Genomic DNA, 22,910 nt, shown 5'->3' on the forward strand with positions numbered 1-22,910 from the left:
CGAAGACGACCCGGAGAAGATCGCCACTGACCGTAGTCACTGTCAACGGGATCGCGGATTTGCTAATCCGCTGCTAACGAACCACCTTCATTGCTAGCTAAGTCGCGGATCCTAGAAGCGCCCTACAGTCGCGCGCTCTTGAGAGCCATGTGCAGCAGCAGCCGGTGCTCGCCGTCGTCGAGGTCGAGCCCGGTCAGCTGCTCGACGCGGGAGAGGCGGTAGTACAGGGTCTGGCGGTGGATGCCCAGTGCGGCGGCCGTGCGGCCCGCCTGGCCGGCGCAGTCGAGGAACACCTCGGCCGTACGGGCCAGTTCGGCGTGCGGCGTGGTCAGCAGCTGTCGCACCACCGGATCACGGGCGGCGCCGGCGGGCAGCGCCGTCAGCAGGCGGTACGGCCCGAGGTCCGCCCAGCGAGCCACCGGCCCGAGCCCGGCGTCGGCCCGTGCCGCGCGCGCCGACGCCGCCGCTTCCCGCCAGGCCCCGTCCAGGCCGCCCAACCCGCGCAGGGCGGTGGACATCCCGACGCCGACCGGAGGGCGGCCGGTCCCGGACGGCCCTGCGTCGCCCGCGGTGGCCTCGCCGGCTGCCCCGGCCAGCCGGGAGGCCACGGCCAGCGCCGGGGCGAGGTTGTCCGCCGCCCGGAGCCGGACCAGGGCGGCCACCGCGTCGGATCGCGTGACCGCCCCCTCGTCCCCGCCCGCCGGGTCGTCCCGTTCCCCCTCCGGCCGTTCGCGCCCCTGGGCGCTCCCCGTCCCCCGGGTGGCGCGGCCCGCGACGGGCAGCGCGACGGTGCACAGCGCGGAGGCTCCGGGCAGCGACCGCACGGAAGGGGCGTCCCCTGCCGCCCATGGCGTCACGCAGACCAGGGCGTGCAGCCCTGTTGCGTCCGGACCCAGGCCCGTGCCCAGCTCGGCCACCGCCATGTCGTACTGCCAGCCCCGGTCGGCCGCCAGCACCGCCCGAAGTTCCCGGGACAGATCCGCCCCGGCGCGCTCCTCGTCCGCGAGCAGGAAGCCGATCCGGTCGGCGACCTCCATGGCGGCGGCCAGCTGGGCGGCGGACGGTCCCGGGTCGGCGTCGAGCAGCCATACGTACCCGAGCGCGACGCCGTGGTGCCGCACGGGCAGACAGATCCGGTCACGGTAGACCCCCGCCTCCGGAGCCGCGGGGATACGGACCGGGCCGGTCGCGCGGGTGATGCCGAACCCCTCGAACCAGGCGCGGACCGCCGGGGTGGACTTCCGGGTCAGGATCGAGCGGGTGCGGACGGGGTCCATCGCACTGTCGTCGTCGCTGTCGTGCGCGCCGAAGGCGATCAGCCCGAAGTCGCGGTTCTCCAGGGTCGCCGGCGTGGCCAGCAGCGCGGAGATCTCGTCGACAAGGTCCTGGTAGTCGCCCTTCACTCCGCCATTCTCGCACCCTTCAGACATATGTCTGAGATCCCGGACACGGATGCGTGACAGCTGTCGATGGCAGACGGCCGGGGCGATCCTTAGGTTTCAGGGTGGTTCCCCGTGCCGTTTCCGAAACGTTCGGTTTCAGCCACTTCAACACCTGTTCCGCCACTTCAACACCTGTTTCATGGAGGTGCCCGTGCTGGGTCCCGTGATCCTCGCCGCTTCGCGCAGCGACAAGATGCGCCGCTTCGTGTCGGCAGCCCCGGGGACCAAGCAGGTCGTCGCCCGGTTCATCGCCGGTGAGACGGTCGAGCAGGTCGTCCCGATCGTCAAGGACGCCGCCGCCAAGGGCCTTGAAGTCACCCTCGACGTCGTCGGTGAGGACATCACCACCCCCGAGCAGGCCGCCGCCGCACGGGACGCCTACCTCGACCTCATCGAGCACCTCGCGGGCCTCGGCCTGGGCACGAAGGCCGAGATGTCGGTCAAACTCTCCATGTTCGGCCAAGCGCTGGAGGGCGGCCACGAGCTGGCGCTCGCCAACGTACGCCCCGTCGTCGAGGCCGCCGCCGCCATCGGCACGACGGTTACGCTGGATGCGGAGGACCACACCACCCTCGACTCGATGTTTGCCATCCACGAGGAGCTCCGCAAGGGCTTCCCCCAGACCGGATGCGTGATCCAGGCATACCTTTTCCGTACCGAGGACGACGCCCGCCGCCTCGCGGACGCCGGAAGCCGTGTCCGCGTCGTCAAGGGCGCCTACAAGGAGCCGGCCTCCGTCGCGTACCAGGACAAGGCCGAGATCGACAAGGCGTTCGTCCGCATCCTCAAGATCCTCATGAAGGGCGGCGGCTACCCGATGATCGGGTCGCACGACCCCCGCCTGATCGCCATCACCCAGGAGCTGGCCCACCGCGCCGGCCGCAAGCCCGACGAGTACGAGTTCCAGATGCTGTACGGCATCCGCGGCGACGAGCACCTCCGGCTGGCGGCGGAGGGCCACCGCATGCGCGTCTACACCGCGTACGGCACCGACTGGTACGGCTACTTCATGCGCCGCCTCGCGGAGAAGCCGGCCAACCTGCTCTTCTTCCTCCGCTCGATGATCACCAAGGGCTGAGCCCCTCCCACCCCTCGCTAAGGAGCAATGGAACCCATGGACGCTGTCACCCAGGTCCCCGCCCCGGTCAACGAGCCGGTGCACGGCTACGCCCCCGGGTCGCCCGAGCGCGCCCGTCTCGAGGCCAAGCTCAAGGAGCTGGCCGAGAACCCGATCGACCTGCCGATGACGATCGGCGGTGTGAAGCGGATGGGCGGCGGCGAGCGCGTCGACGTCGTACAGCCCCACAACCACAAGGCCGTCCTCGGCACCTTCGCCGCCGCGACCCGGCAGGACGCGCAGGACGCGGTCGACGCCGCCCTCGCGGCCGCGCCGGCCTGGCGCGCCATGTCCTTCGACGACCGCGCCGCGATCATCCTGCGCGCCGCCGAGCTGCTGGCCGGCCCGTGGCGCGAGACGCTGGCCGCCTCCACCATGCTCGGACAGTCGAAGACCGCCCAGCAGGCCGAGATCGACACCCCCTGCGAGCTCGTCGACTTCTGGCGCTTCAACGTCAAGTACGCCCGCGACCTGCTCGCCGAGCAGCCCGTGGCGAACTCGCCGGGCGTGTGGAACCGCCTCGACCACCGCCCGCTCGAGGGCTTCGTCTACGCGATCACCCCGTTCAACTTCACCGCCATCGCCGGCAACCTGCCGACCGCGCCCGCGCTCATGGGCAACGTCGTCGTCTGGAAGCCGTCCCCGACGCAGACCCATGCCGCCGTGCTGCTGATGCAGCTCCTGGAGGAGGCCGGTCTTCCCAAGGGCGTCATCAACCTGGTGACCGGTGACGGCATCGCCGTCTCCGAGGTGGCCCTCGAGCACCCGATGCTCGCAGGGATCCACTTCACCGGCTCCACCAGGACCTTCCAGCACCTGTGGAAGACGGTCGGCAACAACATCGAGAAGTACCGCTCCTACCCGCGGATCGTCGGCGAGACCGGAGGCAAGGACTTCGTCGTCGCCCATCCGAGCGCCGACCGTGCCGTCCTCAAGACCGCGCTGACCCGTGGCTCGTTCGAGTTCCAGGGCCAGAAGTGCTCCGCGTCCTCGCGGGCGTACGTCCCCGCCTCCATCTGGAACTCCGGCTTCAAGGAGGAGTTCGCCGCCGAGGTCGACGCCATCAGGATGGGTGACGTCACCGACCTGACGAACTTCATCGGCGCCGTGATCGACGAGCGCGCCTTCGCCAAGAACAAGGCCGCGATCGACCGGGCGAAGGAGGACCCGACCTGCACGATCGTCGCGGGCGGCAGCTACGACGACTCGGTCGGCTACTTCGTCCGCCCGACCGTCATCGAGTGCTCCGACGCCGACAACGAGGTCTTCACGACCGAGTACTTCGGCCCGATCCTCGCCGTCCACGTCTACGAGGACGACAAGTACGAGGAGATGCTGGAGCAGATGGAGTCGGTGTCGGCGTACGCGCTGACCGGCTCGATCATCGCCGGTGACCGGGCCGCCGCCGCCGACGCGATGGACAAGCTCCGCTACGCGGCGGGCAACTTCTACATCAACGACAAGTCGACCGGCGCCGTCGTCGGCCAGCAGCCCTTCGGCGGCGGCCGTGCCTCCGGCACCAACGACAAGGCGGGCGCCCCGCAGAACCTGATGCGCTGGACGCTGACCCGCGCCATCAAGGAGACGCTGGTCGCACCGACCGACTACTCGTACCCGCACATGGGCTGACCGACCGCTCGCCCCGAGGTTCCGCCCCCGTCCCGGCCCCCACGCCGGAACGGGGGCGGTTTTTTTCGCGCGGCCCGGGGGCCGGGGTTGACGAGGGGTCAGTTTGCGACGGCGCGTGCCGGATACCCGGGAGGCATGGCTGAGACCAAGAAGAACACGACCAGGGCGCGTACGAGCAGCGCCGGCACGCGAGCACGACAGGCCGAGGACACCGTCAAGGACACGGTCAAGGACACCGCGGAGGGCACCGGTCTGCGGACGGTCGAGTCCGTGCGCGGCATCGGTGACGCCACGACGCAGAAGGCGGCGACTGCTGCCCGGACGGTCCAGCGCACCGCGGTCTCCGCCGCCGGGACCGCCGCGGGCAAGGCCGGAGTCGTCTGGACCCTCGTCAAGGAGCGCAAGGCCGTCGTGGCCGGGGCCGGTACGGGCGTCGCCACCGTGGTGGCCGGTTCGTACGCGCTCGGCCGCCGGGTGGGTCTGCGGCAGCGCGGCCCGCTGTCCCGCCTCACCGGCGGCAGGCTCTGAACCGGCCGCACCGCCCGGCTGTTGCCGGCTCCCGTCCGGCGGGGCGGGGGCCCCGGCCCCGCCGGACGCGGCCGCTCCCGCCCGCCGGTCGCCTCAGGGCGTCTCGCCGCAGCTCTTGGCGACGGTGCGTCTGACCCGGTAGGTCATGCCGAACGTGCCGGCCGGCAGCACCGCGGGCGGGGGTGCCGACGATGATCGCGTCTCAGATAGTAGGAAGTCCGAGTAACTGTGGAGACAGACCGGCCGAGCTGTCCTACTTTTGTAGGAGCCGAACGTCTCGCTCGATCCAGCGAATGGCGGTCGCGAGCCCGTGCCCCGTGCAGGCAACCCCTGCGGCACCGCTCCCCGCCCCTTCCGGCGCCTCGAAATCTCTTCTGATCTCAAGGAGTCGTTCCCATGACCGCTGTGACCGTCCGCCGAGTCCGCCACGCCTCCCGTGCCACCGATTCCGACCGCAGGAACGCCGCCGCTGCCCTGCAGCGCGCCCTCGACCGCCGGGACAACGGCGGCTCCACGGGCCACTGAGCGACGGACCACGCCTCGTTCGACACCCCCGTCCACATGGTGGACCTCGCATGTCAATGCATGGGACGGGGAGTAGGGTGCCGACATGTCTCGCAGCATCAATCTCGCAGTTGTCCCCGGTGACGGCATCGGCCAGGAGGTCGTGGCGCAGGGCCTGAAGGTCCTTGCCGCGGTCCTGCCCCAGGATGTGAAGCTGGAGACCAAGGAGTACGACCTCGGCGCCCAGCGCTGGCACCGCACCGGAGAGACCCTCCCCGACGCGGAGCTCGACTCCCTCAAGAGTCACGACGCCATCCTTCTCGGCGCCATCGGTGACCCGTCGGTGCCGTCCGGTGTGCTGGAGCGCGGTCTGCTGCTGAAGCTGCGGTTCGCCTTCGACCACTACGTCAACCTGCGTCCGTCGAAGCTGTTCCCGAACACGGCCACCCCGCTGGCCGGCCGCCCGGACATCGACTTCGTCGTCGTCCGCGAGGGCACCGAGGGCCCGTACACGGGCAACGGCGGCTCCCTGCGCACCGGCACCCCGGCCGAGGTCGCCACCGAGGTCAGCCTCAACACCGCGTACGGCGTGGAGCGCGTCGTCCGCGACGCCTACGAGCGGGCGAACGCCCGCCCCCGCAAGAAGCTGACACTCGTACACAAGAACAACGTCCTCGTGTACGCGGGCCACATGTGGAAGAACATCTTCGACAGGGTCGGCCGGGAATACCCCGAGGTCACCACCGACTACCTGCACGTCGACGCCGCGACGATCTTCTTCGTCACCCAGCCGGACCGCTTCGACGTGATCGTCACCGACAACCTCTTCGGCGACATCCTCACCGACCTCGCCGCTGCCGTGACCGGCGGCATCGGCCTGGCCGCCTCCGGGAACATCAACCCGACGGGTCGGTTCCCGTCGATGTTCGAGCCGGTGCACGGTTCCGCACCCGACATCGCGGGCACGGGCAAGGCCGACCCCACCGCGACCGTCCTCTCCGTCGCCCTGCTGCTGCGGCACCTCGGGTACGAGACCGAGGCCGTCCGGATCGAGGACGCGGTCGCCGCCGACCTGGCCGGGCGCACCTCCGGCACCGTCCGCACGACGGACGAGATCGGCGACGCGCTTGCGGTACGAGTAGCGAGCTGACCCGCCGGAACACTGATTCCGGGGTGTCCCCCGACACCCCCAGAAGCCGCCGGGTCGCATCTCTCACCGCGCCCGGCGGCTTTTCCTGTGCGGCCCCCGGGTGCCACCATCGAAACCCGGGCCGCATTCACGCCGTTCCCCGCACGGTCTTCCACGGGCGATAATCGGCCATGGACCGTGGTGGTGCACGGCGATGCTCGGACGTCCAAGCAGTCGGCGTGAGCGCGGTCCGTCACAACAACCGGTGAAGGACACTGCACTCATGACGACGCCCACGATCGAGCTCAAGCCCTCCTCGCACCCGCTGTCCGACGCGGAGCGCGAGGCGATCCTGGCCAATCCGGGATTCGGCCGCCACTTCACCGATCACATGGTGACGATCAAGTGGACGGAGGGCCGCGGCTGGCACGACGGCCAGCTCGTTCCGTACGGGCCCCTGTCCATCGATCCGGCCAACATGACCCTGCACTACGCGCAGGAGATCTTCGAGGGCCTCAAGGCGTACCGCCGCCCCGACGGCTCAGTCGCCACCTTCCGGCCCGATGCCAACGCCGAGCGCTTCCAGCGTTCGGCCCGCCGTCTGGCGATGCCGGAGCTGCCGGTCGACACCTTCATCGCCGCCTGCGACGCGCTCGTCCAGCAGGACACGGCGTGGGTCCCGGCGCACGGCGGCGAGGAGTCGCTCTACCTCCGCCCGTTCATGATCGCGAGCGAGGTCGGTCTCGGTGTGAAGCCGGCCAACGAGTACCTCTTCCTCGTCATCGCCTCCCCGGCGGGCGCCTACTTCCCGGGCGGCGTCAAGCCCGTCTCGATCTGGCTCTCCGAGGACCGCGTCCGCGCCGTCCCCGGCGGCATGGGCGACGCCAAGACCGGCGGCAACTACGCCGCGTCGCTCCTCGCCCAGGCAGAGGCCGCGCAGAAGGGCTGCGACCAGGTCGCGTACCTCGACGCCGTGGAGCACAAGTGGGTCGAGGAACTGGGCGGCATGAACCTGTACTTCGTCTACGAGACCGGTTCCGACGGCGACCTCAAGATCGTCACCCCGAAGCTGACGGGCTCGCTGCTCCCCGGCATCACCCGTGACTCGCTCCTCACCTTGGCCAGGGACCTCGGCTACGGGTCGGAGGAGAGCCGCGTCTCCATCGACCAGTGGCAGGCCGACACCGAGAACGGCACGCTGAAGGAGGTCTTCGCCTGTGGCACGGCCGCGGTGATCACCCCGGTCGGTACGGTCAAGTCCGCCCGTGGCGAGTGGCAGCACTCCGGCGGGCGGCCGGGCGAGGTCACGATGAAGCTGCGCAAGGCGCTGCTCGACATCCAGACGGGCAAGGCGGAGGACATCCACGGCTGGTCCCACGAACTGGCCTGACGCCCGGAGTGGCCTGCTCGCTCCCGCCCCGTCCACGCGGGGTCGCGAACTGGCCTGACGCCCGGAGTGGCCTGCTCGCGCCCGCCCCGTCCACGCGGGGGCGCGGGCGGTCGGTGCCTGCGGCGGGCCGTTCCCCTCCCCGCCCCTTCCCGAAACCGGGGCTCCGCCCCGGACCCCGTTCTACGGGGCCGCGCCCGGAGCCCCGCGCCCTCGTGCGGCAAGCGCCGACGAGGCCCGGGGCGTGCCCGCTCTCGCGGGGGCGGGCCCACGCTCCCGCGTCTCGCCGGCGCCCGGGCGCGCCGTTCCTGCCGGGGCGCCGCCCCGCGCCCCGCGCCTCAACTCCTCCTGCAGCCTGTCGGCCGTTGGCGGTGCCTCCAGCGGGGCTGGTCGTGTCCCGGCTGGACGGGCTGGTTCGCGCGGGCGAAATCCTGTCCGCCGGGCGGGGTCGGTCCTGTCGGCCGGTGTGTCGCGCAGTGGCTGTTCCGGCCCGGACGAGAGGGCTTACGGCCGCCGCAGTGGGCGATCGAGGCCACCGCGCGAAGCGCGGTGCCGGGCCCGGGCGAAGCCCGGCATACCCGCCCGGTGGGCACGGGGCCCGGTGCGGAGTTCCGGAGCGGTACGGGGTCCGGGGGCGGCCCCGGCTCGGGAAGAGGTGGGGTCGGGGAAGCGCCCCGCGCAGCGGGCTCCACCCGCGGTCACGACACCGCGGTCACGACACCGCGGTCACGACACCGCGACCCCGCCCACCGAACCCTCCGCCTCCTGCGCTTCCGCCCCCTGCGGCTCCGCCCCCGTCGGCGCAGCCGACCTCGCCGACCCCGCCGCCGGCGCGCGAACCGCCGCGTACGCGAGGCCGCCCACCAGGCCGGACAGCACGAAGCTGCAGTCCACCCCGCCGGTCAGGGCGAGCAGCGGGCCCTCGTACAGCGGAGTGGAGACCGCCGCCAGCCCCACCGCCGCGCCGAGCGCCCACGACAGCGTGGCCTGTACGTTCCAGCCGGCGCGGAACCAGTAGATGCCGCCCCGCGCACGGCGGTTGTAGACCTGAAGGGCCTCCGCGTCGTAGACGCCGCCGCAGCGGACGTGCGCGGTCAGCGTGATCACCGCCCACGGCGTGCCGACCGCGGTGAGCAGCAGCACGAACGAGGTCATGGCCGACTGGGCGTTCCACACGAAGTGGCCGAGGAAGACGAACGCGGTCGCCACGACGGCCACCACCAGAGTTGCCCGGGGGCGGGTGGCGCGCGGCAGGATGGCGTCGAGGTCGAGGCCCATCGAGTACAGCATCAGCCCCGCGTTGCCGACGGATCCGGCCGCCGCGGCGAGCAGCAGCGGGACGAGGTACCAGGCGGGGGACGCGGCGACCAGGGGGCCGGCGTAGTCGAGCCCGGCGCGGGCCGCCAGCGCCGTGTACGTACCGAAGAGCTGGGGGACGAGCAGCCCGGCCACCAGGCCCAGGCAGGTGGCGACGAGCACCCGCCGCGGGGTGTGGCGCAGCGGCGAGACGTAGCGGGTGTAGTCACCGAGCAGGGTGATGAAGGCGATCGGTCCGCTCAGCCCGGCGGCCACGGCGGACAGGACCCAGGTCGGCCAGAACGAGCCCAGCAGGTAAGGGGTGTCCGGCGGCGCGGCCGTGGTGAGGTCCGGGGCGTAGGCGACGACGCCCAGCAGCAGGAGCGCGGTCATGCCGACGGCCAGAACCTTGCTGAGACGTAGCAGCAGCCGGTACCCGTACACGGCGCCGACGACGGTGCAGGCGGCGAGCAGCGCGTAGACGAGCGTGTGGGCGACACCTCCGGTGGGCAGGCCGACGAGCCGCGCCAGGGTCCCGATCACCACGTCCCCGCCGATCCACAGCGTCAGAGCCGTGTAACCGAGCGAGAGCAGCAGGCCGACGACGGAGCCGACGAGACGGCCGCGCACGCCGAAGGCCGCGCCGCTGGACGTCGACAGGTTGGTCGCGGTGCGCAGAGATATGAGGGCCAGCGGGGCGGTGACGGCCACACCGACGAGCGTGCCGGCGACGACCGAGGTCACTGACGGCCACAGGCCGAGCCCGAAGGAGACCGGCAGCCAGCCGAAGACGATCACCCCCAGGCACAGGTTCGACCCGAGCAGGATCGAGACGAGATCGCGCGGGGTGCTGGTGCGCTCCGCCTCCGGGATCGTGTCGACTCCGCGCTGTTCCACCGGCATGGGCTGCCCCTACCTTCGTAGTTTGAGTGGCGCTCTAATTGAGTGCTGCTCAATGTGAGCCATGCCTCGTGTGAAGTCAATGGTTTCGCTCCTGGGTAGGCATTGTTAGAGTGGCGTTCAAACTTGGAGGTGTGGTGACGTGCGACTGACCCCGACCGAGCGCGACCGGCTGCTGCTCTACGGCGCCGCCGAGCTGGCGCGGGCACGCAGAGCCCGGGGCCTGCGGCTCAATGTCCCGGAGGCGACGGCGCTCGTCGCGGACACCGTCTGCGAGGCGGCCCGCGACGGTCGTCGGCTCGCCGAAGCCATCGAGGCCGCGCGGTCGGTCCTCGGGCCGGACGACGTCCTCCCGGGCGTCGCGGACGTGGTGACCGAGGTCCACGTGGAGGCCGTCTTCGACGACGGGTCCCGGCTCGCGGTCGTCTCCGACCCGATCCGCGGCGCCGCCACCGGGCCGGGCGCCCCGGGCGCGCTGCTCCCCGGTCCCGGCTACGCCGACCTCCCGCCCGCGCTACGGGTCGGTGTGCGCAACACCGCCACCGTGCCCGTCAGCGTCACCTCGCACTTCCACTTCTTCGAGGCCAACCCGCGGCTCCGCTTCGACCGCGCCGCGGCGTACGGCATGCGGCTCGCCGTCCCGGCAGGGTCCTCCGTCCGCTTCGACCCGGGCGGCGACGTGGAGGTCGGGCTGCTGCCCATCGGCGGCGAACGGATCGCCATCGGTTTCGCGGGCCTGGTGGACGGCCCGCTGGACGCCCCCGGAGCCAAGGAAGAGGCCCTGCGCAGGGCTGTGGCCTGCGGTTACCTCGGAGCGGAGGAGAAGTGATGGACCCGTACGAGTATGCATCCGTGCACGGACCCCGGGCGGGGGACCGGGTCGTCCTCGGCGACTCCGGTCTGGTCGTCCGGGTCGAGTCCGACGCGCAGAAGCCCGGCGACGAGTTCCTGGCCGGCTTCGGCAAGACCGCCCGCGACGGCCTGCACCTGAAGGCCGCCGCCGTGCGTGAGACCTGCGACGTCGTCATCAGCAACGTCCTGGTGATCGACGCGGTCCAGGGCATCCGCAAGGTCTCCGTCGGCATCCGGGAGGGCCGCATCCACGCCGTCGGGCGGGCCGGGAACCCGGACACCCTCGACGGCGTGGACGTCGTCGTAGGGACCGGCACGTCGATCGTCTCCGGCGAGGGGCTGATCGCGACGGCGGGCGCGGTCGACACGCATGTGCATCTGCTCTCCCCGCGGATCATGGAGGCGTCGCTCGCCTCCGGCGTCACGACCGTCATCGGCCAGGAGTTCGGCCCCGTGTGGGGTGTCGGCGTCAACTCTCCATGGGCGCTGAAGCACGCCTTCAACGCCTTCGACGCCTGGCCCGTCAACATCGGCTTCCTGGCGCGCGGCTCGTCCTCCGACCCGGCACCGCTCGTCGAGGCCCTGGCCGAGGGCGGCGCGTCCGGGTTCAAGGTCCACGAGGACATGGGCGCGCACACCCGGGCGCTCGACACCGCGCTGCGGGTCGCGGAGGAGCACGACGTCCAGGTGGCCCTGCACAGCGACGGCCTCAACGAATGCCTGTCCGTCGAGGACACCCTGCGCGTGCTCGACGGCCGGACGATCCACGCCTTCCACATCGAGGGCTGCGGCGGCGGGCACGTACCGAACGTCCTCAAGATGGCCGGTGTACCGAACGTCATCGGCTCGTCCACCAACCCCACGCTGCCCTTCGGCCGGGACGCGGTCGCCGAGCACTACGGCATGATCGTCTCCGTCCACGACCTCAAGACCGACCTCCCCGGCGACGCCGCCATGGCCCGCGACCGCATCCGGTCCGGCACGATGGGCGCGGAGGACGTGCTGCACGACCTCGGCGCGATCGGCATCACCTCGTCCGACGCGCAGGGCATGGGGCGCGCGGGCGAGACCGTGCGGCGCACCTTCGCCATGGCCGGGAAGATGAAGGCCGAGCTGGGCCCCATGGACGGCGACGGCGCGCACGACGACAACGCGCGCGTCCTGCGCTACATGGCGAAGCTGACCATCAACCCGGCCCTGGCCCACGGCCTCGCGCACGAGATCGGGTCCATCGAGGTCGGCAAGATGGCCGACATCGTGCTGTGGCGGCCCGAGTTCTTCGGCGCGAAGCCGCAACTGGTGCTGAAGTCCGGCTTCCCCGCGTACGGGGTGGTCGGCGACCCGAACGCGGCGACGGACACCTGCGAACCACTCGTCCTCGGCCCTCAGTTCGGCGCGTACGGGGCGACACCGGCCGACATCTCGGTCGCCTTCGTGGCACAGGCCGCGGTCGACGCCGGCTCCGATCTGATGCCCACCAGGCGCCGCCGGGTCGCCGTACGCGGCACCCGCGGCATCGGCCCCCGCGACCTGCTGCTCAACTCCCGCCTCGGGGACGTGTCCGTGGACGGCCGTACGGGTCTCGTCACCCTCGACGGCGACCCGATCCGCTCCGAGCCCGCCGAGTCGATCTCCCTCAACCGCCTCTACTTCCTCTGAGGATGCCTTCGATGAGCTTCCGTATGCCCCCGGAGTGGGCCCCGCACGAGCGCACCTGGATGGCCTGGCCCGGTCCCAACCCGACGTTCACCGACGACGCGGAGCTGCTGGGGGCCCGTACGGCCTGGGCGTCGGTGGCCCGCGCGGTGCGGCGCTTCGAGCCGGTGACCGTCGTCGCCGGTACGGGCCAGTCCGACTCTGCCCGCGACCTCCTCGGCCCCGACATCGACATCGTCGAACGGGACCTGGACGACGCCTGGATGCGCGACATCGGCCCCACCTTCGTCACCGACGGCTCCGCGCTGGCCGCCGTCGACTGGGTGTTCAACGGCTGGGGCGCGGCGGACTGGGCGCGTTGGGAGCACGACTCCAAGATCGCCCGTCATGTCGCGGACCTCGCGGGTGTCCCCGTACACCCCTCTCCGCTGGTCAACGAGGGCGGCGCGATCCACGTCGACGGCGAGGGCACCGTCCTGCTCACCGACACGGTCCAGCTCGGTCCCGAGCGCAACCCCGGATGGTCCCGCGCGGAGGTCGAGGCGGAGATCCACGCCCGGCTCGGCACGAAGAAGGCGATCTGGCTGCCGCGGGGCCTGAGCGGCGACTACGGGATGTACGGCACCCGGGGCCACGTCGACATCGTCGCGGCCTTCGCCCGTCCGGGCGTCGTCGTCGTCCACACCCAGCCCGACCCGTCCCACCCCGACCACGAACCGTGCAAGGCCAACGTCGCCCTGCTCTCCGCCCAGACGGACGCCAGAGGCCGCCGCCTGGAGGTCGTCGAGGTCCCCGCACCGACGGTCCTCGTCGACGACGACGGGGAATGGGTCGACTACTCGTACATCAACCACTACCTCTGCAACGGCGGCGTGGTGCTGTGCGGCTTCGACGACCCCCGGGACGAGATCGCGGCGGGCATCTTCCGGCGGCTCTTCCCCGAGCGGACGGTCACTCTGGTCGACGCACGGGCGATCTTCGCGGGCGGCGGCGGCGTTCATTGCATCACCCAGCAGCAGCCCCGGGTCTGACTCCGGGCCGCCGACGCCCCGGGACACGGATCCGGTAGAACGTACGAGTGACCAGCTCCAGCCCCGCCGGCCCCCGGCGCCGCAACCAGTCCGCACCGCCGCGCGAGGCGCTGCTCGCCGCCGCCATGGCCACCATCGCCGAGCGCGGGCTCGACGGGCTGACCATGGCCGGTCTCGGCCGGCAGGTCGGGATGAGCAGTGGGCACCTCCTCTACTACTTCGGCAGCAAGGACGAGCTGCTGCTGCAGACCCTGGAGTGGAGCGAGGGCCGCCTCGGTGCGCAGCGCAGTGCGCTGCTGTCCCGGCAGGCACCGGCCCGTGAACGGCTCGACGCGTACATCGACCTGTACGTCCCCGACGGGCCGCGCGACCCGCACTGGATGCTGTGGCTCGAGGTCTGGAACCGCTCGCAGAACGCGGACGCCGACATGCACGGCCGCCAGGCCGCGATCGAAGGTGCCTGGCACCGGGACCTGGTGGCGCTCCTCGCGGAGGGCGTCTCCCGCGGGGAGTTCCGCGCGGTGGACCCCGACCGGTTCGCGGCGAGGCTGCGGGCGCTCCTGGACGGCTTCAGCGTGCATGTCGCCGTGGGCATACCGGGGACGGGCCGCGAGCAGGTGCTGGCGCACGTAGCGGAGTTCGTGGGGGACGGGTTGCTGCGATGACGGGGCGGTTCGGGTCCGTGGCTACCGCGGCGGGCGCTTCGCCTTCCCGTGCCGGGCTCTGCCGGGACGCGGTGCCGCGCTTCGTCCCTTTCCCGAACCGGGCTCCGCCCGGCGGACCCGGTACCGCGCTTCGCGCGGTGGCCTCGCACTTCCGCACGGCCTGGCGGCCGTGGGGAGCGGGCCCCGGGCCGGGCTGGATACCTCGGGCTGGATACCTCGGGCTGGATGTGCCGGCCAACGCAGGCCCCGCCGGCGTTTGAGGCGCGGGCGTCCGGTGGTGGGTCCCCCGGGCCACCAGGCCCAAGGGGTGAGTCCCGGAAACGGGTCCGGGACGGAGCCCCGGTTTCGGGAAGGGGCGAGGTGGGGAACGGCCCCGCGCGGCGGTCCCGCTCGCGCCACGCGCGGCACGGCAACGCTCGCCCCGCACAGCGGACCCGCCGGGCCGACCGCATCGTGAGACCGGTGTCCAGGCCGCGATGAAGCTGTGGCACACTGCCTCCGTGCTCTCGTTCGCCATGATTATCGGCAACAGCGCGCCGGTCCGCAGTGACCGCTGACCCGTGGACAGCAATCCCGCGGCAGGCGGCACCGTGCCCCAGACCCGCGCGCAGACCTCTCGCACCCGCGAGGGGTTTTTTCGTTTTACGGCCTCACCCTCGGCCGAAGGCGAGCGGCGCGTGATGATGGGGGCAAGTGGAGCCAGACATTCCGGAGCCACTCATCCGACAGGAGTCAGGACAGCATGACCACCAACGCAGGCGCCCACGATCGGCGGGCCGACGACGGTTTCCATGTCTTCGACACGACGCTGCGCGACGGCGCCCAGCGTGAGGGCATCAATCTCACGGTCGCGGACAAGCTGACCATCGCCCGGCACCTGGACGATTTCGGCGTCGGCTTCATCGAGGGCGGCTGGCCGGGGGCGAACCCGCGGGACACCGAGTTCTTCTCCCGTGCCCGGCAGGAGATCGACTTCCGGCACGCGAAGCTCGTCGCCTTCGGCGCGACGCGCCGCGCGGGCGCCAAGGCGAGCGACGACCCCCAGGTCAAGGCGCTCCTGGACTCCGGCGCGCCGGTGATCACACTGGTCGCCAAGTCGCACGACCGCCATGTCGAACTGGCGCTGCGCACCACGCTCGACGAGAACCTGGCGATGGTCCGCGACACCGTCTCGTACCTGTGCGAGCAGGGCCGCCGCGTGTTCGTCGACTGCGAGCACTTCTTCGACGGTTACCGCGCGAACCCCGAGTACGCCAAGGCCGTTGTGCGGACCGCTCACGAGGCCGGTGCCGACGTCGTCGTCCTGTGCGACACCAACGGCGGGATGCTGCCCGCCCAGGTGCAGGCCGTGGTCTCCACCGTGCTCGCCGACACCGGCGCCCGCCTCGGTATCCACGCCCAGGACGACACAGGGTGCGCCGTCGCCAACACCCTGGCCGCCGTCGACGCCGGCGCCACGCACGTCCAGTGCACGGCCAACGGCTACGGCGAGCGGGTCGGTAACGCCAACCTGTTCCCCGTCGTCGCCGCCCTGGAACTCAAGTACGGCAAGAAGGTCCTGCCCGACGGCGCGCTCGCGGAGATGACCCGTATCTCCCACGCCGTCGCGGAGGTCGTCAACCTCACACCCTCCACCCATCAGCCTTACGTGGGTGTCTCCGCCTTCGCCCACAAAGCCGGTCTGCACGCGTCCGCGATCAAGGTCGACCCGGATCTGTACCAGCACATCGACCCCGAACTCGTCGGGAACACCATGAGGATGCTCGTCTCCGACATGGCGGGCCGCGCCTCGATCGAGCTGAAGGGCAAGGAACTGGGCATCGACCTCGGTGACGACCGCGAGCTGGTCGGCCGGGTCGTCGAGCGGGTCAAGGAGCGCGAGCTCCAGGGATACACGTACGAGGCCGCCGACGCGTCCTTCGAGCTGCTGCTGCGCGCGGAGGCGGAGGGCAGGGCCCGCCGCTACTACCGGACCGAGTCCTGGCGGGCGATCGTCGAGGACCGCCCCGACGGGACCCACGCCAACGAGGCCACGGTGAAGCTGTGGGCCAAGGGCGAGCGCATCGTCGCGACGGCGGAGGGCAACGGCCCGGTCAACGCCCTGGACCGGGCGATGCGGGTGGGGCTGGAGAAGATCTACCCGCAGCTCGCGAAGTTCGAGTTGATCGACTACAAGGTCCGCATCCTCGAGGGCCGCCACGGTACCGGCTCCACCACCCGCGTGCTCATCACGACCGGCGACGGCACCGGCGAATGGGCCACGGTCGGCGTCGCGGACAACATCATCGCCGCGTCCTGGCAGGCGCTGGAGGACGCGTACACCTACGGCCTGCTGCGCGCCGGCATCGAACCGACGGAGTAGCCGGGCAGCACCGCCGGAGTAGCCCGACAGCGGGGCGGCCCGGTCCGCCGCCCCGCCCGCCCCACCCCGTCGAGCCCCGCCCCGTCCAGCCCCGCGCCCGCCCCGCCCGGGTTCCTCCCGGTGACCGGTCAGGGCGGGCCCGAGCGGATCAGGAGGGTGATCGGCTCGGCACGGCTGATCGTCCGGGAGCGGATCGGCCAGGACGGCACGGAGGCATCGGCGAAGCCCTCCGCCGGGGTCGACCCCTGCCGCTCACCGGCCGGCCGTGGAGAGGTCGTCGAGCCGGCCGCCGTCTGCCGGGCGGGCCGATCACACGACCCCGCGGCGTTACCCGCCGGACCGATGCCGCCGCCGAGTCGTTCCTCCGGCCGGACGGATGCCCCGATTGACCCGGTTGGAGTACCTTCATGGTATGAGGATACGGCCGTTCACGTTTGTGTCGGCCCTCTCGGGGCTGACCCTGTTCCTGCTCCTGATCCTTGCCCCCGCGTCCGGCGCGGCGGTCACGGCATCGGGACTGTCGGATGCCGCCGACGCCCTGAAACAGGGCCCGGTCTACGTCCACCCGGCGATGGCCGATCAGGTGCCACGTGCCGAGGCGGACGCTCTGGCGAACCGGATCGAGGAGGCGGACAAGCCGGTCTTCGTGGCGGTGCTGCCGGAGACCTCGGAGTTCCCGCCCGACGACCTGCTGCGCAACCTGCGCACCGAGACCGGTGTCACCGGCCTGTACGCGGTGCGGCTCGGTGACGGCTTCGACGCCGGGGCCGACTCGGTCGTGATGCCGGGCCGGATTGTCGACAACCTGACCAGCGCGGTGAAGGGCGGCGGACCGGTCGACGCGGCCACCCAGCTCGAGAACTTCGTGGACCAGGCCCTGCCCCAGGTCAGGGGCAGCGCACCGGCCTCCTGGAACCCCGGCTCCGGTGACGGCGACGACACCGGTGCGGGCCTGATCGTCCTCGGCGGTCTCGCGGCCGCGGGCGGCGCCGGCGCCTACGCGATCGTCCGCACCAGGCGTCGCCGCAAGGCGGAGGAGGAGCGGGCGGCCCTCGAGCAGCTCCGGGTCGTCGTCGACGAGGACATCACCGCCTTCGGCGAGGAACTCGACCGGCTGGACTTCCATCCCTCGGAGAAGGGTGCGGACGACGCCATGCGCGCCGACTACGAGCGCGCCCTCGACTCGTACGACACCGCCAAGTCCCGGATGGGCGCCGCACAGCACCCCGGCGACGTCCGCGGGGTCACCGAAGCCCTGGACGACGGCCGGTTCTCGCTCGCCGTCCTGGCCGCCCGCCGTGAGGGGCTGCCCCTGCCGGAGCGCCGCGCGCCCTGCTTCTTCGACCCCCGCCACGGCCTCTCGGTCAAGGACATCTCCTGGGCTCCGGCCGGTGGTACCGCCCGTGACATCCCCGCGTGCGCCGAGGACGCGGCACGCGTCGAGGAGGGCCGGGATCCGATGGCCCGCACCGTCGAGACCGGCTACGGCCGCCGCCCCTACTGGGAGGCCGGGCCCGCGTACGGCCCCTGGGCAGGCGGCTACTTCGGCGGCGGCATCCTTCCCGGCCTGCTCATGGGCACGATGCTCGGCCACATGCTCGCCACCCCTGCCTACGCGGCCGACTACGGCGCCGGCGAGTTCGGCGGCGGTGAATACGGCGGCGGCGACGTCTCGGGCGGTGACTTCAACACGTCCGACTTCGGCGGAGGCGGAGGCGGTGGCGACTGGGGCGGCGGCGGCGGCGGCTTCGGCGGCGGCGGCTTCGGTGGTGGTTTCGACGGCGGCGGTTTCTAGGGCCGCGGGCCACCGGGACGGACCCCTGGGGACGCCTGTACGGCAACCGTGTGGGCCTACGACGGAACTTCGCTACGGGCAGTAAGAATCCATTACGCTGACCCGCGAGCAGCTGCGGCAGATCCGGCTGATGCCCGGAGTCGTGGCCGTCGAGGAGGACGCCACCGTCAAGGCCGACGGCGCCCCCGCGTCGCTCGCCCCGGCCGCGTCCTGGGGCCTCGACCGGTTCGACCAGCGGGAACTGCCGCTCGACAGCAGCTTCATCGCGGCCGGCAGCGGCCAGGGCGTCAACGCGTACATCCTCGACACCGGCATCGACTACGCGCACGGTGAGTTCGGCGGCCGGGCCACCTTCGGCTACGACGCCGTCGGGGACGGGCGCCGCGGCCAGGACTGCCAGGGTCACGGCACCCATGTCGCGGGCACCGTCGGAGGCAGGACCTATGGCGTGGCCACCAAGGCGTCGCTGGTGAGCGTCCGTGTGCTCGACTGCGAGGGCGGAGGCACCGTGTCGGGGGTCATCGCCGGGATGGACTGGGTGGCGGCCAACGCCGTGCAGCCGCCGTGCTCAACGCCTCGCTCGGCGGCGGCAGGTCCACCGCCGTGAACAGCGCGGCCGACGCGCTTGCCGACAGCGGGGTCCTGCCGGTCGTCGCGGCCGGCAACGAGGCGCAGAACGCCTGCAACGTCTCTCCCGCGTCCGCGGAGCGTGTGCTCACCGTCGGCGCGACCAATTCCTTCGACCAGGAGACCGACTTCTCCGCCTTCGGCGGCTGCCTGGCGCTCTATGCCCCCGGTGCCTCGATCGAGTCGGCCGCGTTCGGCGGCGGCAGCGTCTCGCTGAACGGCACCTCGATGGCGTCCCCGCACGTCGCGGGCGTCGCCGCCTTGTACAACTCGGAGCACCCGACCGCCACCGCGACGGAGGTGGCGCGTTGGCTGGTCGACAAGTCGATCAAGGATGTGGTGACCGGTATCCGCCCCGGCTCGCCCAACCGCCTGCTCCACACCGGCGGACTCCGATCCGCCGCCCCCGGCAGCGCCCGGGGCGCGACGTACGCCGGCGGGGCCGGGGGACTCCCCGGCCCCGCCGTGGCGGTCCGTACGCGCGTTCGGTCAGGCGGCCGGAACGGCGGCCTTGATCGCGGAGATGTCGAAGGCCAGCCTGACCTTGTCGCTGACCATCACGCCACCGGCCTCCAGTGCCGCGTTCCAGGTCAGACCCCAGTCGGAGCGCAGGATCTCGGCGCCGCCCTCGAATCCGACGCGCTCGTTGCCGTAGACGTCGGTGGCCGCACCCTGGAACTCCAGGTCGATGGCGAGCGGACGCGTGACGTCCTTGATCGTCAGGTCACCGGTGATCCGGTACCTGTCGCCGCCCAACTGCTCGGCACCGGTGGAGCGGAACGTCATCTTCGGGAAGTTCTCCGCGTCGAAGAAGTCGGCGCTGCGGAGGTGGCCGTCGCGGTCCGCGATACCCGTGTCGACGGACGCGATGTCGACGTCGATCGAGGCGGAGGAGCGGGACGGGTCCGTGCCGTCGAGGCGCAGGGTGCCCTCGTGGCGGCCGAAGCTGCCGCGGACGTTGGTGACCATCGCGTGCCTGACGGTGAATCCGATGCTGCTGTGCGCCGGGTCGATGGTGTACTCACCGGTCAGCGCCGCGAGTGCGGGGTCCACGGTGGCGACGGCGGTGGTGGTGTCGGCGATGTCGGTCTTGCGGTTGAAGAGGCCCATGACTGCTCCTTGCGGGGGACGGGCGCCGGGGGAGCTCCCCGCGCTGTTGTTCAAGCTTCAACGACTTTGACTGTAGCCCCATTCCGTTCAACATTCAACATCTTGACCGGGTCGCTCCCTCGCGTCCCGTGCTGCCCCTTGGCGCGACGTGCGGGCGTCCGGCCACCCGGACCGGACGCCCGCACGGGCTGCTCCGGAATGCGAGGGCTCGGACCCCGGCGCTCACCGACGGATGTGAATCGGCGACGCGTGGCGGCCGCCGGACTGCCCGGCACCCGGCGTTCGCCTTCGTCGGCGCTGCTTCGAGCTGATGACGGGCGCGGCGCCGGAGGCCGGCACCGCACCGGTCGACCATGACGGCGCGGCGTGCGAGGTCCGCCTGTGCGCCGCACCCCGAATCGAGCCGTCAGGCAACGACCAGGCCGACGGGGGAGTCGCCCGGTTCCGCTGCCGGGCCCGATCGCCTCCGGTGTGCGGCCCGGTACGGTGGGGCCGCCCCCGGATTAACCCGGGCGGCGCACACGGGTCGGCGTGGCTGTGGCGTGGCTCTCGGGCCGTCGTGCTTGTCGAACCTCAACAAAGCGCCACCCGCCTGAGCTGGCGGTTGGCGTTCTGTGGGAAATGGTTCTGTGCAAGTCCCACAGGAGAACCGGCAGGAGACTGTACAGAGTCAACGGCGGGGTTTCCTTGGTGCGATCCGTAGGGTCGATGCATGACCGTTTTGGACGAGACCACCAGCGAGCCGAGCGACGCACGTGGCCGGGTGGCCGAGCTGCACGAGATCCGCGAGCAGGCGCTGCGGGGGCCGAGTGAGAAGGCCACCGAGGCGCAGCACGCGAAGGGCAAGCTGACGGCCCGGGAGCGGATCGCCCTGTTGTTGGACGAGGGGTCGTTCCGTGAGGTCGAGCAGCTTCGGCGGCACCGGGCGACGGGTTTCGGGCTGGAGGCGAAGAAGCCGCACACCGATGGTGTCATCACCGGCTGGGGCACGGTGGAGGGCCGGACGGTCTTCGTGTACGCGCATGATTTCCGGATCTTCGGCGGCGCGCTGGGTGAGGCGCACGCGACCAAGATCCACAAGATCATGGACATGGCGATCGCGGCGGGTGCGCCGCTGGTGTCCCTGAACGACGGTGCCGGCGCCCGGATCCAGGAGGGTGTCAGCGCGCTGGCGGGTTACGGCGGCATCTTCCAGCGCAACACCCGTGCGTCGGGTGTGATCCCGCAGATCTCGGTGATGCTGGGCCCGTGTGCGGGCGGTGCGGCCTACAGTCCCGCACTGACGGACTTCGTGTTCATGGTGCGTGAGACGTCGCAGATGTTCATCACCGGTCCGGACGTGGTCAAGGCGGTCACCGGCGAGGAGATCACGCAGAACGGGCTGGGCGGTGCCGATGTGCATGCCGAGACGTCGGGCGTGGCGCACTTCGCGTACGACGACGAGGAGACCTGCATCGCCGAGGTCCGCTTCCTCCTGTCGCTGCTGCCCTCCAACAACAGGGAGAACCCGCCCACGGTTTCGTGTGACGACCCGGCCGACCGCCGGTCGGACGTGCTGCTCGACCTGGTTCCCGCGGACGGCAACCGGCCCTACGACATGGCGAAGGTGATCGAGGAACTCGTCGACGACGGCGAATACCTCGAGGTCCACGAACGCTGGGCCCGCAACATCATCTGCGCCTTCGCCCGCCTCGACGGCCAGGTCGTCGGCATCGTCGCCAACCAGCCGCAGTCCCTCGCCGGAGTGCTCGACATCGAGGCGTCGGAGAAGGCCGCCCGCTTCGTGCAGATGTGCGACGCGTTCAACATCCCGATCCTCACCCTGCTCGACGTGCCCGGCTTCCTGCCCGGCGTCGACCAGGAACACGGCGGCATCATCCGCCACGGCGCCAAGCTCCTGTACGCCTACTGCAACGCCACCGTCCCCCGTATCTCGCTGATCCTGCGGAAGGCGTACGGCGGCGCCTACATCGTCATGGACTCCCAGTCCATCGGCGCGGACCTGACCTACGCCTGGCCGACGAACGAGATCGCGGTCATGGGCGCGGAAGGCGCGGCGAACGTCATCTTCCGCCGCCAGATCGCCGACGCGGAGGACCCCGAGGCGATGCGCGCCCGCATGGTCAAGGAGTACAAGGCCGAACTCATGCACCCGTACTACGCGGCGGAACGCGGCCTCGTCGACGACGTCATCGACCCGGCCGAGACCCGGTCGGTCCTCATCGCCTCCCTCGCGATGCTGCGCACCAAGCACGCCGACCTGCCGTCCCGCAAGCACGGCAACCCCCCGCAGTGACCCTGCGACTGGACTGGAGCCCGACCATGAGCACTCCTACCGATCCCTCCTCCCTCCTCCGTGTCGAGAAGGGGCACGCCGACCCCGAGGAACTGGCCGCCATCACCGCCGTCCTGATGGCCCGCGCGGCCGCCCAGCCCGACACGGCCCCGGCGCACCGCGGCCGCACCACGGCCGGCTGGCGCCGTCTGGAGCGCCAGCGCGGCTTCCAGCCCTCCCACAGCTGGCAGGGCTGACGCCCTGACCCCGTGAGGCCCCGCACACGACCGTGTGCGGGGCCTCACGCCTGTGCGGGCCGCGCCCCGCCCCAACCCCCGCCCCCGATCAGCACGCCGCCTCGCCCCCCAGGGCAACGGACGGGCCCCACGCCGCCTCGCCCCTGGGGCAACGGAAAGCCCCCGAGGGCTCCACAGGGAGCCCTCGGGGGCGTGTCGCGGGGAGGGCGAGGACAGGGAAGCCCAGCCCGCCGACGCGTCCTACCGCAGACGCGCCATGAGTGCGTGTTCGACGAGTGTGATGAGGGCGCTCTTGGCGTCGGCGCGGTGGCGGGCGTCGGTGGTGATGATGGGGGTGTCGGGGCCGAT

At 71.7% G+C, this 22,910-nt stretch carries 17 protein-coding genes and 2 pseudogenes; 15 read left to right on the plus strand and 4 right to left on the minus strand.

All coding sequences use genetic code 11. From position 1 onward, the window contains the following. Positions 1–122 precede the first annotated feature (122 nt). Positions 123–1,403: a helix-turn-helix domain-containing protein gene (locus AB0903_RS26510; protein ID WP_366706918.1), complete on the minus strand. Its 1,281-nt coding sequence runs from the start codon at positions 1,401–1,403 to the stop codon at positions 123–125. Positions 1,404–1,593: 190 nt separating this feature from the next. On the opposite strand from AB0903_RS26510, the gene AB0903_RS26515 reads away from it, so the two are divergent. The 6 genes from AB0903_RS26515 to AB0903_RS26540 all read left to right on the plus strand — a co-directional run bounded on the left by AB0903_RS26515 (position 1,594) and on the right by AB0903_RS26540 (position 7,739). Next, positions 1,594–2,520, plus strand: a complete 927-nt coding sequence (locus AB0903_RS26515) for a proline dehydrogenase family protein (protein WP_366706920.1) — start codon at positions 1,594–1,596, stop codon at positions 2,518–2,520. 36 nt (positions 2,521–2,556) lie between these two features. Next, positions 2,557–4,188 carry an L-glutamate gamma-semialdehyde dehydrogenase gene (gene pruA / locus AB0903_RS26520; RefSeq protein ID WP_366706921.1) on the plus strand — a complete coding sequence of 544 codons (1,632 nt, stop codon included), beginning with the start codon at positions 2,557–2,559 and terminating at the stop codon, positions 4,186–4,188. Positions 4,189–4,323: 135 nt separating this feature from the next. Continuing rightward, a complete protein-coding gene (locus AB0903_RS26525; RefSeq protein ID WP_366706923.1) occupies positions 4,324–4,716 on the plus strand; it encodes a hypothetical protein in 393 nt (130 codons plus the stop codon). Between the two features lie 396 nt (positions 4,717–5,112). After that, complete coding sequence (locus tag AB0903_RS26530; protein WP_366706925.1) at positions 5,113–5,241, plus strand: hypothetical protein; 129 nt, start codon at positions 5,113–5,115, stop codon at positions 5,239–5,241. 85 nt (positions 5,242–5,326) lie between these two features. Then, positions 5,327–6,370, plus strand: coding sequence for a 3-isopropylmalate dehydrogenase (locus AB0903_RS26535; protein WP_366706927.1), 1,044 nt, complete (start codon positions 5,327–5,329; stop codon positions 6,368–6,370). A gap of 262 nt (positions 6,371–6,632) precedes the next feature. After that, positions 6,633–7,739 carry a branched-chain amino acid aminotransferase gene (locus AB0903_RS26540; protein ID WP_366706929.1) on the plus strand — a complete coding sequence of 369 codons (1,107 nt, stop codon included), beginning with the start codon at positions 6,633–6,635 and terminating at the stop codon, positions 7,737–7,739. Positions 7,740–8,462: 723 nt separating this feature from the next. Here the strand turns inward: AB0903_RS26540 and AB0903_RS26545 are convergent. Next, positions 8,463–9,935 carry a cytosine permease gene (locus tag AB0903_RS26545; protein ID WP_366706931.1) on the minus strand — a complete coding sequence of 491 codons (1,473 nt, stop codon included), beginning with the start codon at positions 9,933–9,935 and terminating at the stop codon, positions 8,463–8,465. Positions 9,936–10,074: 139 nt separating this feature from the next. On the opposite strand from AB0903_RS26545, the gene ureA reads away from it, so the two are divergent. From ureA to AB0903_RS26580, 7 genes and pseudogenes are all read left to right on the plus strand, one after another. Next, positions 10,075–10,761, plus strand: coding sequence for an urease subunit gamma (ureA, locus tag AB0903_RS26550; protein ID WP_366706933.1), 687 nt, complete (start codon positions 10,075–10,077; stop codon positions 10,759–10,761). Then, on the plus strand, positions 10,761–12,443 hold the full coding sequence (locus AB0903_RS26555; RefSeq protein WP_366706935.1) for an urease subunit alpha: 1,683 nt from the start codon (positions 10,761–10,763) through the stop codon (positions 12,441–12,443). The genes ureA and AB0903_RS26555 overlap by 1 nt, the downstream gene beginning before the upstream one ends. Before the next feature lie 11 nt (positions 12,444–12,454). Then, positions 12,455–13,471: an agmatine deiminase family protein gene (locus AB0903_RS26560; RefSeq protein ID WP_366706937.1), complete on the plus strand. Its 1,017-nt coding sequence runs from the start codon at positions 12,455–12,457 to the stop codon at positions 13,469–13,471. Between the two features lie 110 nt (positions 13,472–13,581). Then, the gene (locus tag AB0903_RS26565; RefSeq protein ID WP_366706949.1) at positions 13,582–14,136 is read left to right on the plus strand and encodes a TetR/AcrR family transcriptional regulator; all 555 of its coding nucleotides are present in this window, start codon (positions 13,582–13,584) and stop codon (positions 14,134–14,136) included. 742 nt (positions 14,137–14,878) lie between these two features. Then, positions 14,879–16,498, plus strand: a complete 1,620-nt coding sequence (gene cimA, locus AB0903_RS26570) for a citramalate synthase (protein WP_366706939.1) — start codon at positions 14,879–14,881, stop codon at positions 16,496–16,498. Between the two features lie 412 nt (positions 16,499–16,910). After that, entirely contained in the window at positions 16,911–18,293 is a 1,383-nt protein-coding gene (locus AB0903_RS26575; protein WP_366706941.1) for a hypothetical protein, read from the plus strand. Continuing rightward, positions 18,178–19,313, plus strand: a pseudogene (locus tag AB0903_RS26580) (S8 family serine peptidase); the annotation flags it as partial. The gene AB0903_RS26575 and the pseudogene AB0903_RS26580, both read left to right, overlap by 116 nt. Positions 19,314–19,409: 96 nt before the next feature. Here AB0903_RS26580 and AB0903_RS26585 read toward each other — a convergent pair. Beyond that, entirely contained in the window at positions 19,410–20,030 is a 621-nt protein-coding gene (locus AB0903_RS26585) for a YceI family protein (protein WP_366706943.1), read from the minus strand. A gap of 712 nt (positions 20,031–20,742) precedes the next feature. Between AB0903_RS26585 and AB0903_RS26590 the strand changes: the two genes are divergently transcribed. Both AB0903_RS26590 and AB0903_RS26595 read left to right on the plus strand, forming a co-directional pair. Next, on the plus strand, positions 20,743–22,326 hold the full coding sequence (locus AB0903_RS26590) for an acyl-CoA carboxylase subunit beta (protein ID WP_366706945.1): 1,584 nt from the start codon (positions 20,743–20,745) through the stop codon (positions 22,324–22,326). 26 nt (positions 22,327–22,352) lie between these two features. After that, positions 22,353–22,562, plus strand: coding sequence for an acyl-CoA carboxylase subunit epsilon (locus tag AB0903_RS26595; protein WP_366706947.1), 210 nt, complete (start codon positions 22,353–22,355; stop codon positions 22,560–22,562). A gap of 240 nt (positions 22,563–22,802) precedes the next feature. Here AB0903_RS26595 and AB0903_RS26600 read toward each other — a convergent pair. Continuing rightward, a pseudogene (locus tag AB0903_RS26600) lies at positions 22,803–22,910 on the minus strand (ATP-binding protein); the annotation flags it as partial.

It is taken from the genome of Streptomyces sp. NPDC048389, assembly GCF_040706335.1.
In the GTDB taxonomy this organism is placed as follows: Bacteria; Actinomycetota; Actinomycetes; order Streptomycetales; family Streptomycetaceae; genus Streptomyces.

What these genes read in the sequence shown, in the direction of transcription:
- AB0903_RS26560 (WP_366706937.1), top strand. Translation starts at nt 12,455, where the DNA reads ATGAGCTTCCGTATGCCCCCGGAGTGGGCCCCGCACGAGCGCACCTGG.
- AB0903_RS26530 (WP_366706925.1), top strand. Translation starts at nt 5,113, where the DNA reads ATGACCGCTGTGACCGTCCGCCGAGTCCGCCACGCCTCCCGTGCCACC.
- AB0903_RS26555 (WP_366706935.1), top strand. Translation starts at nt 10,761, where the DNA reads ATGGACCCGTACGAGTATGCATCCGTGCACGGACCCCGGGCGGGGGAC.
- AB0903_RS26545 (WP_366706931.1), bottom strand. Translation starts at nt 9,935, where the DNA reads ATGCCGGTGGAACAGCGCGGAGTCGACACGATCCCGGAGGCGGAGCGC.
- AB0903_RS26585 (WP_366706943.1), bottom strand. Translation starts at nt 20,030, where the DNA reads ATGGGCCTCTTCAACCGCAAGACCGACATCGCCGACACCACCACCGCC.
- AB0903_RS26535 (WP_366706927.1), top strand. Translation starts at nt 5,327, where the DNA reads ATGTCTCGCAGCATCAATCTCGCAGTTGTCCCCGGTGACGGCATCGGC.
- AB0903_RS26525 (WP_366706923.1), top strand. Translation starts at nt 4,324, where the DNA reads ATGGCTGAGACCAAGAAGAACACGACCAGGGCGCGTACGAGCAGCGCC.
- AB0903_RS26575 (WP_366706941.1), top strand. Translation starts at nt 16,911, where the DNA reads ATGAGGATACGGCCGTTCACGTTTGTGTCGGCCCTCTCGGGGCTGACC.
- AB0903_RS26540 (WP_366706929.1), top strand. Translation starts at nt 6,633, where the DNA reads ATGACGACGCCCACGATCGAGCTCAAGCCCTCCTCGCACCCGCTGTCC.
- pruA (WP_366706921.1), top strand. Translation starts at nt 2,557, where the DNA reads ATGGACGCTGTCACCCAGGTCCCCGCCCCGGTCAACGAGCCGGTGCAC.
- AB0903_RS26590 (WP_366706945.1), top strand. Translation starts at nt 20,743, where the DNA reads ATGACCGTTTTGGACGAGACCACCAGCGAGCCGAGCGACGCACGTGGC.
- AB0903_RS26595 (WP_366706947.1), top strand. Translation starts at nt 22,353, where the DNA reads ATGAGCACTCCTACCGATCCCTCCTCCCTCCTCCGTGTCGAGAAGGGG.
- cimA (WP_366706939.1), top strand. Translation starts at nt 14,879, where the DNA reads ATGACCACCAACGCAGGCGCCCACGATCGGCGGGCCGACGACGGTTTC.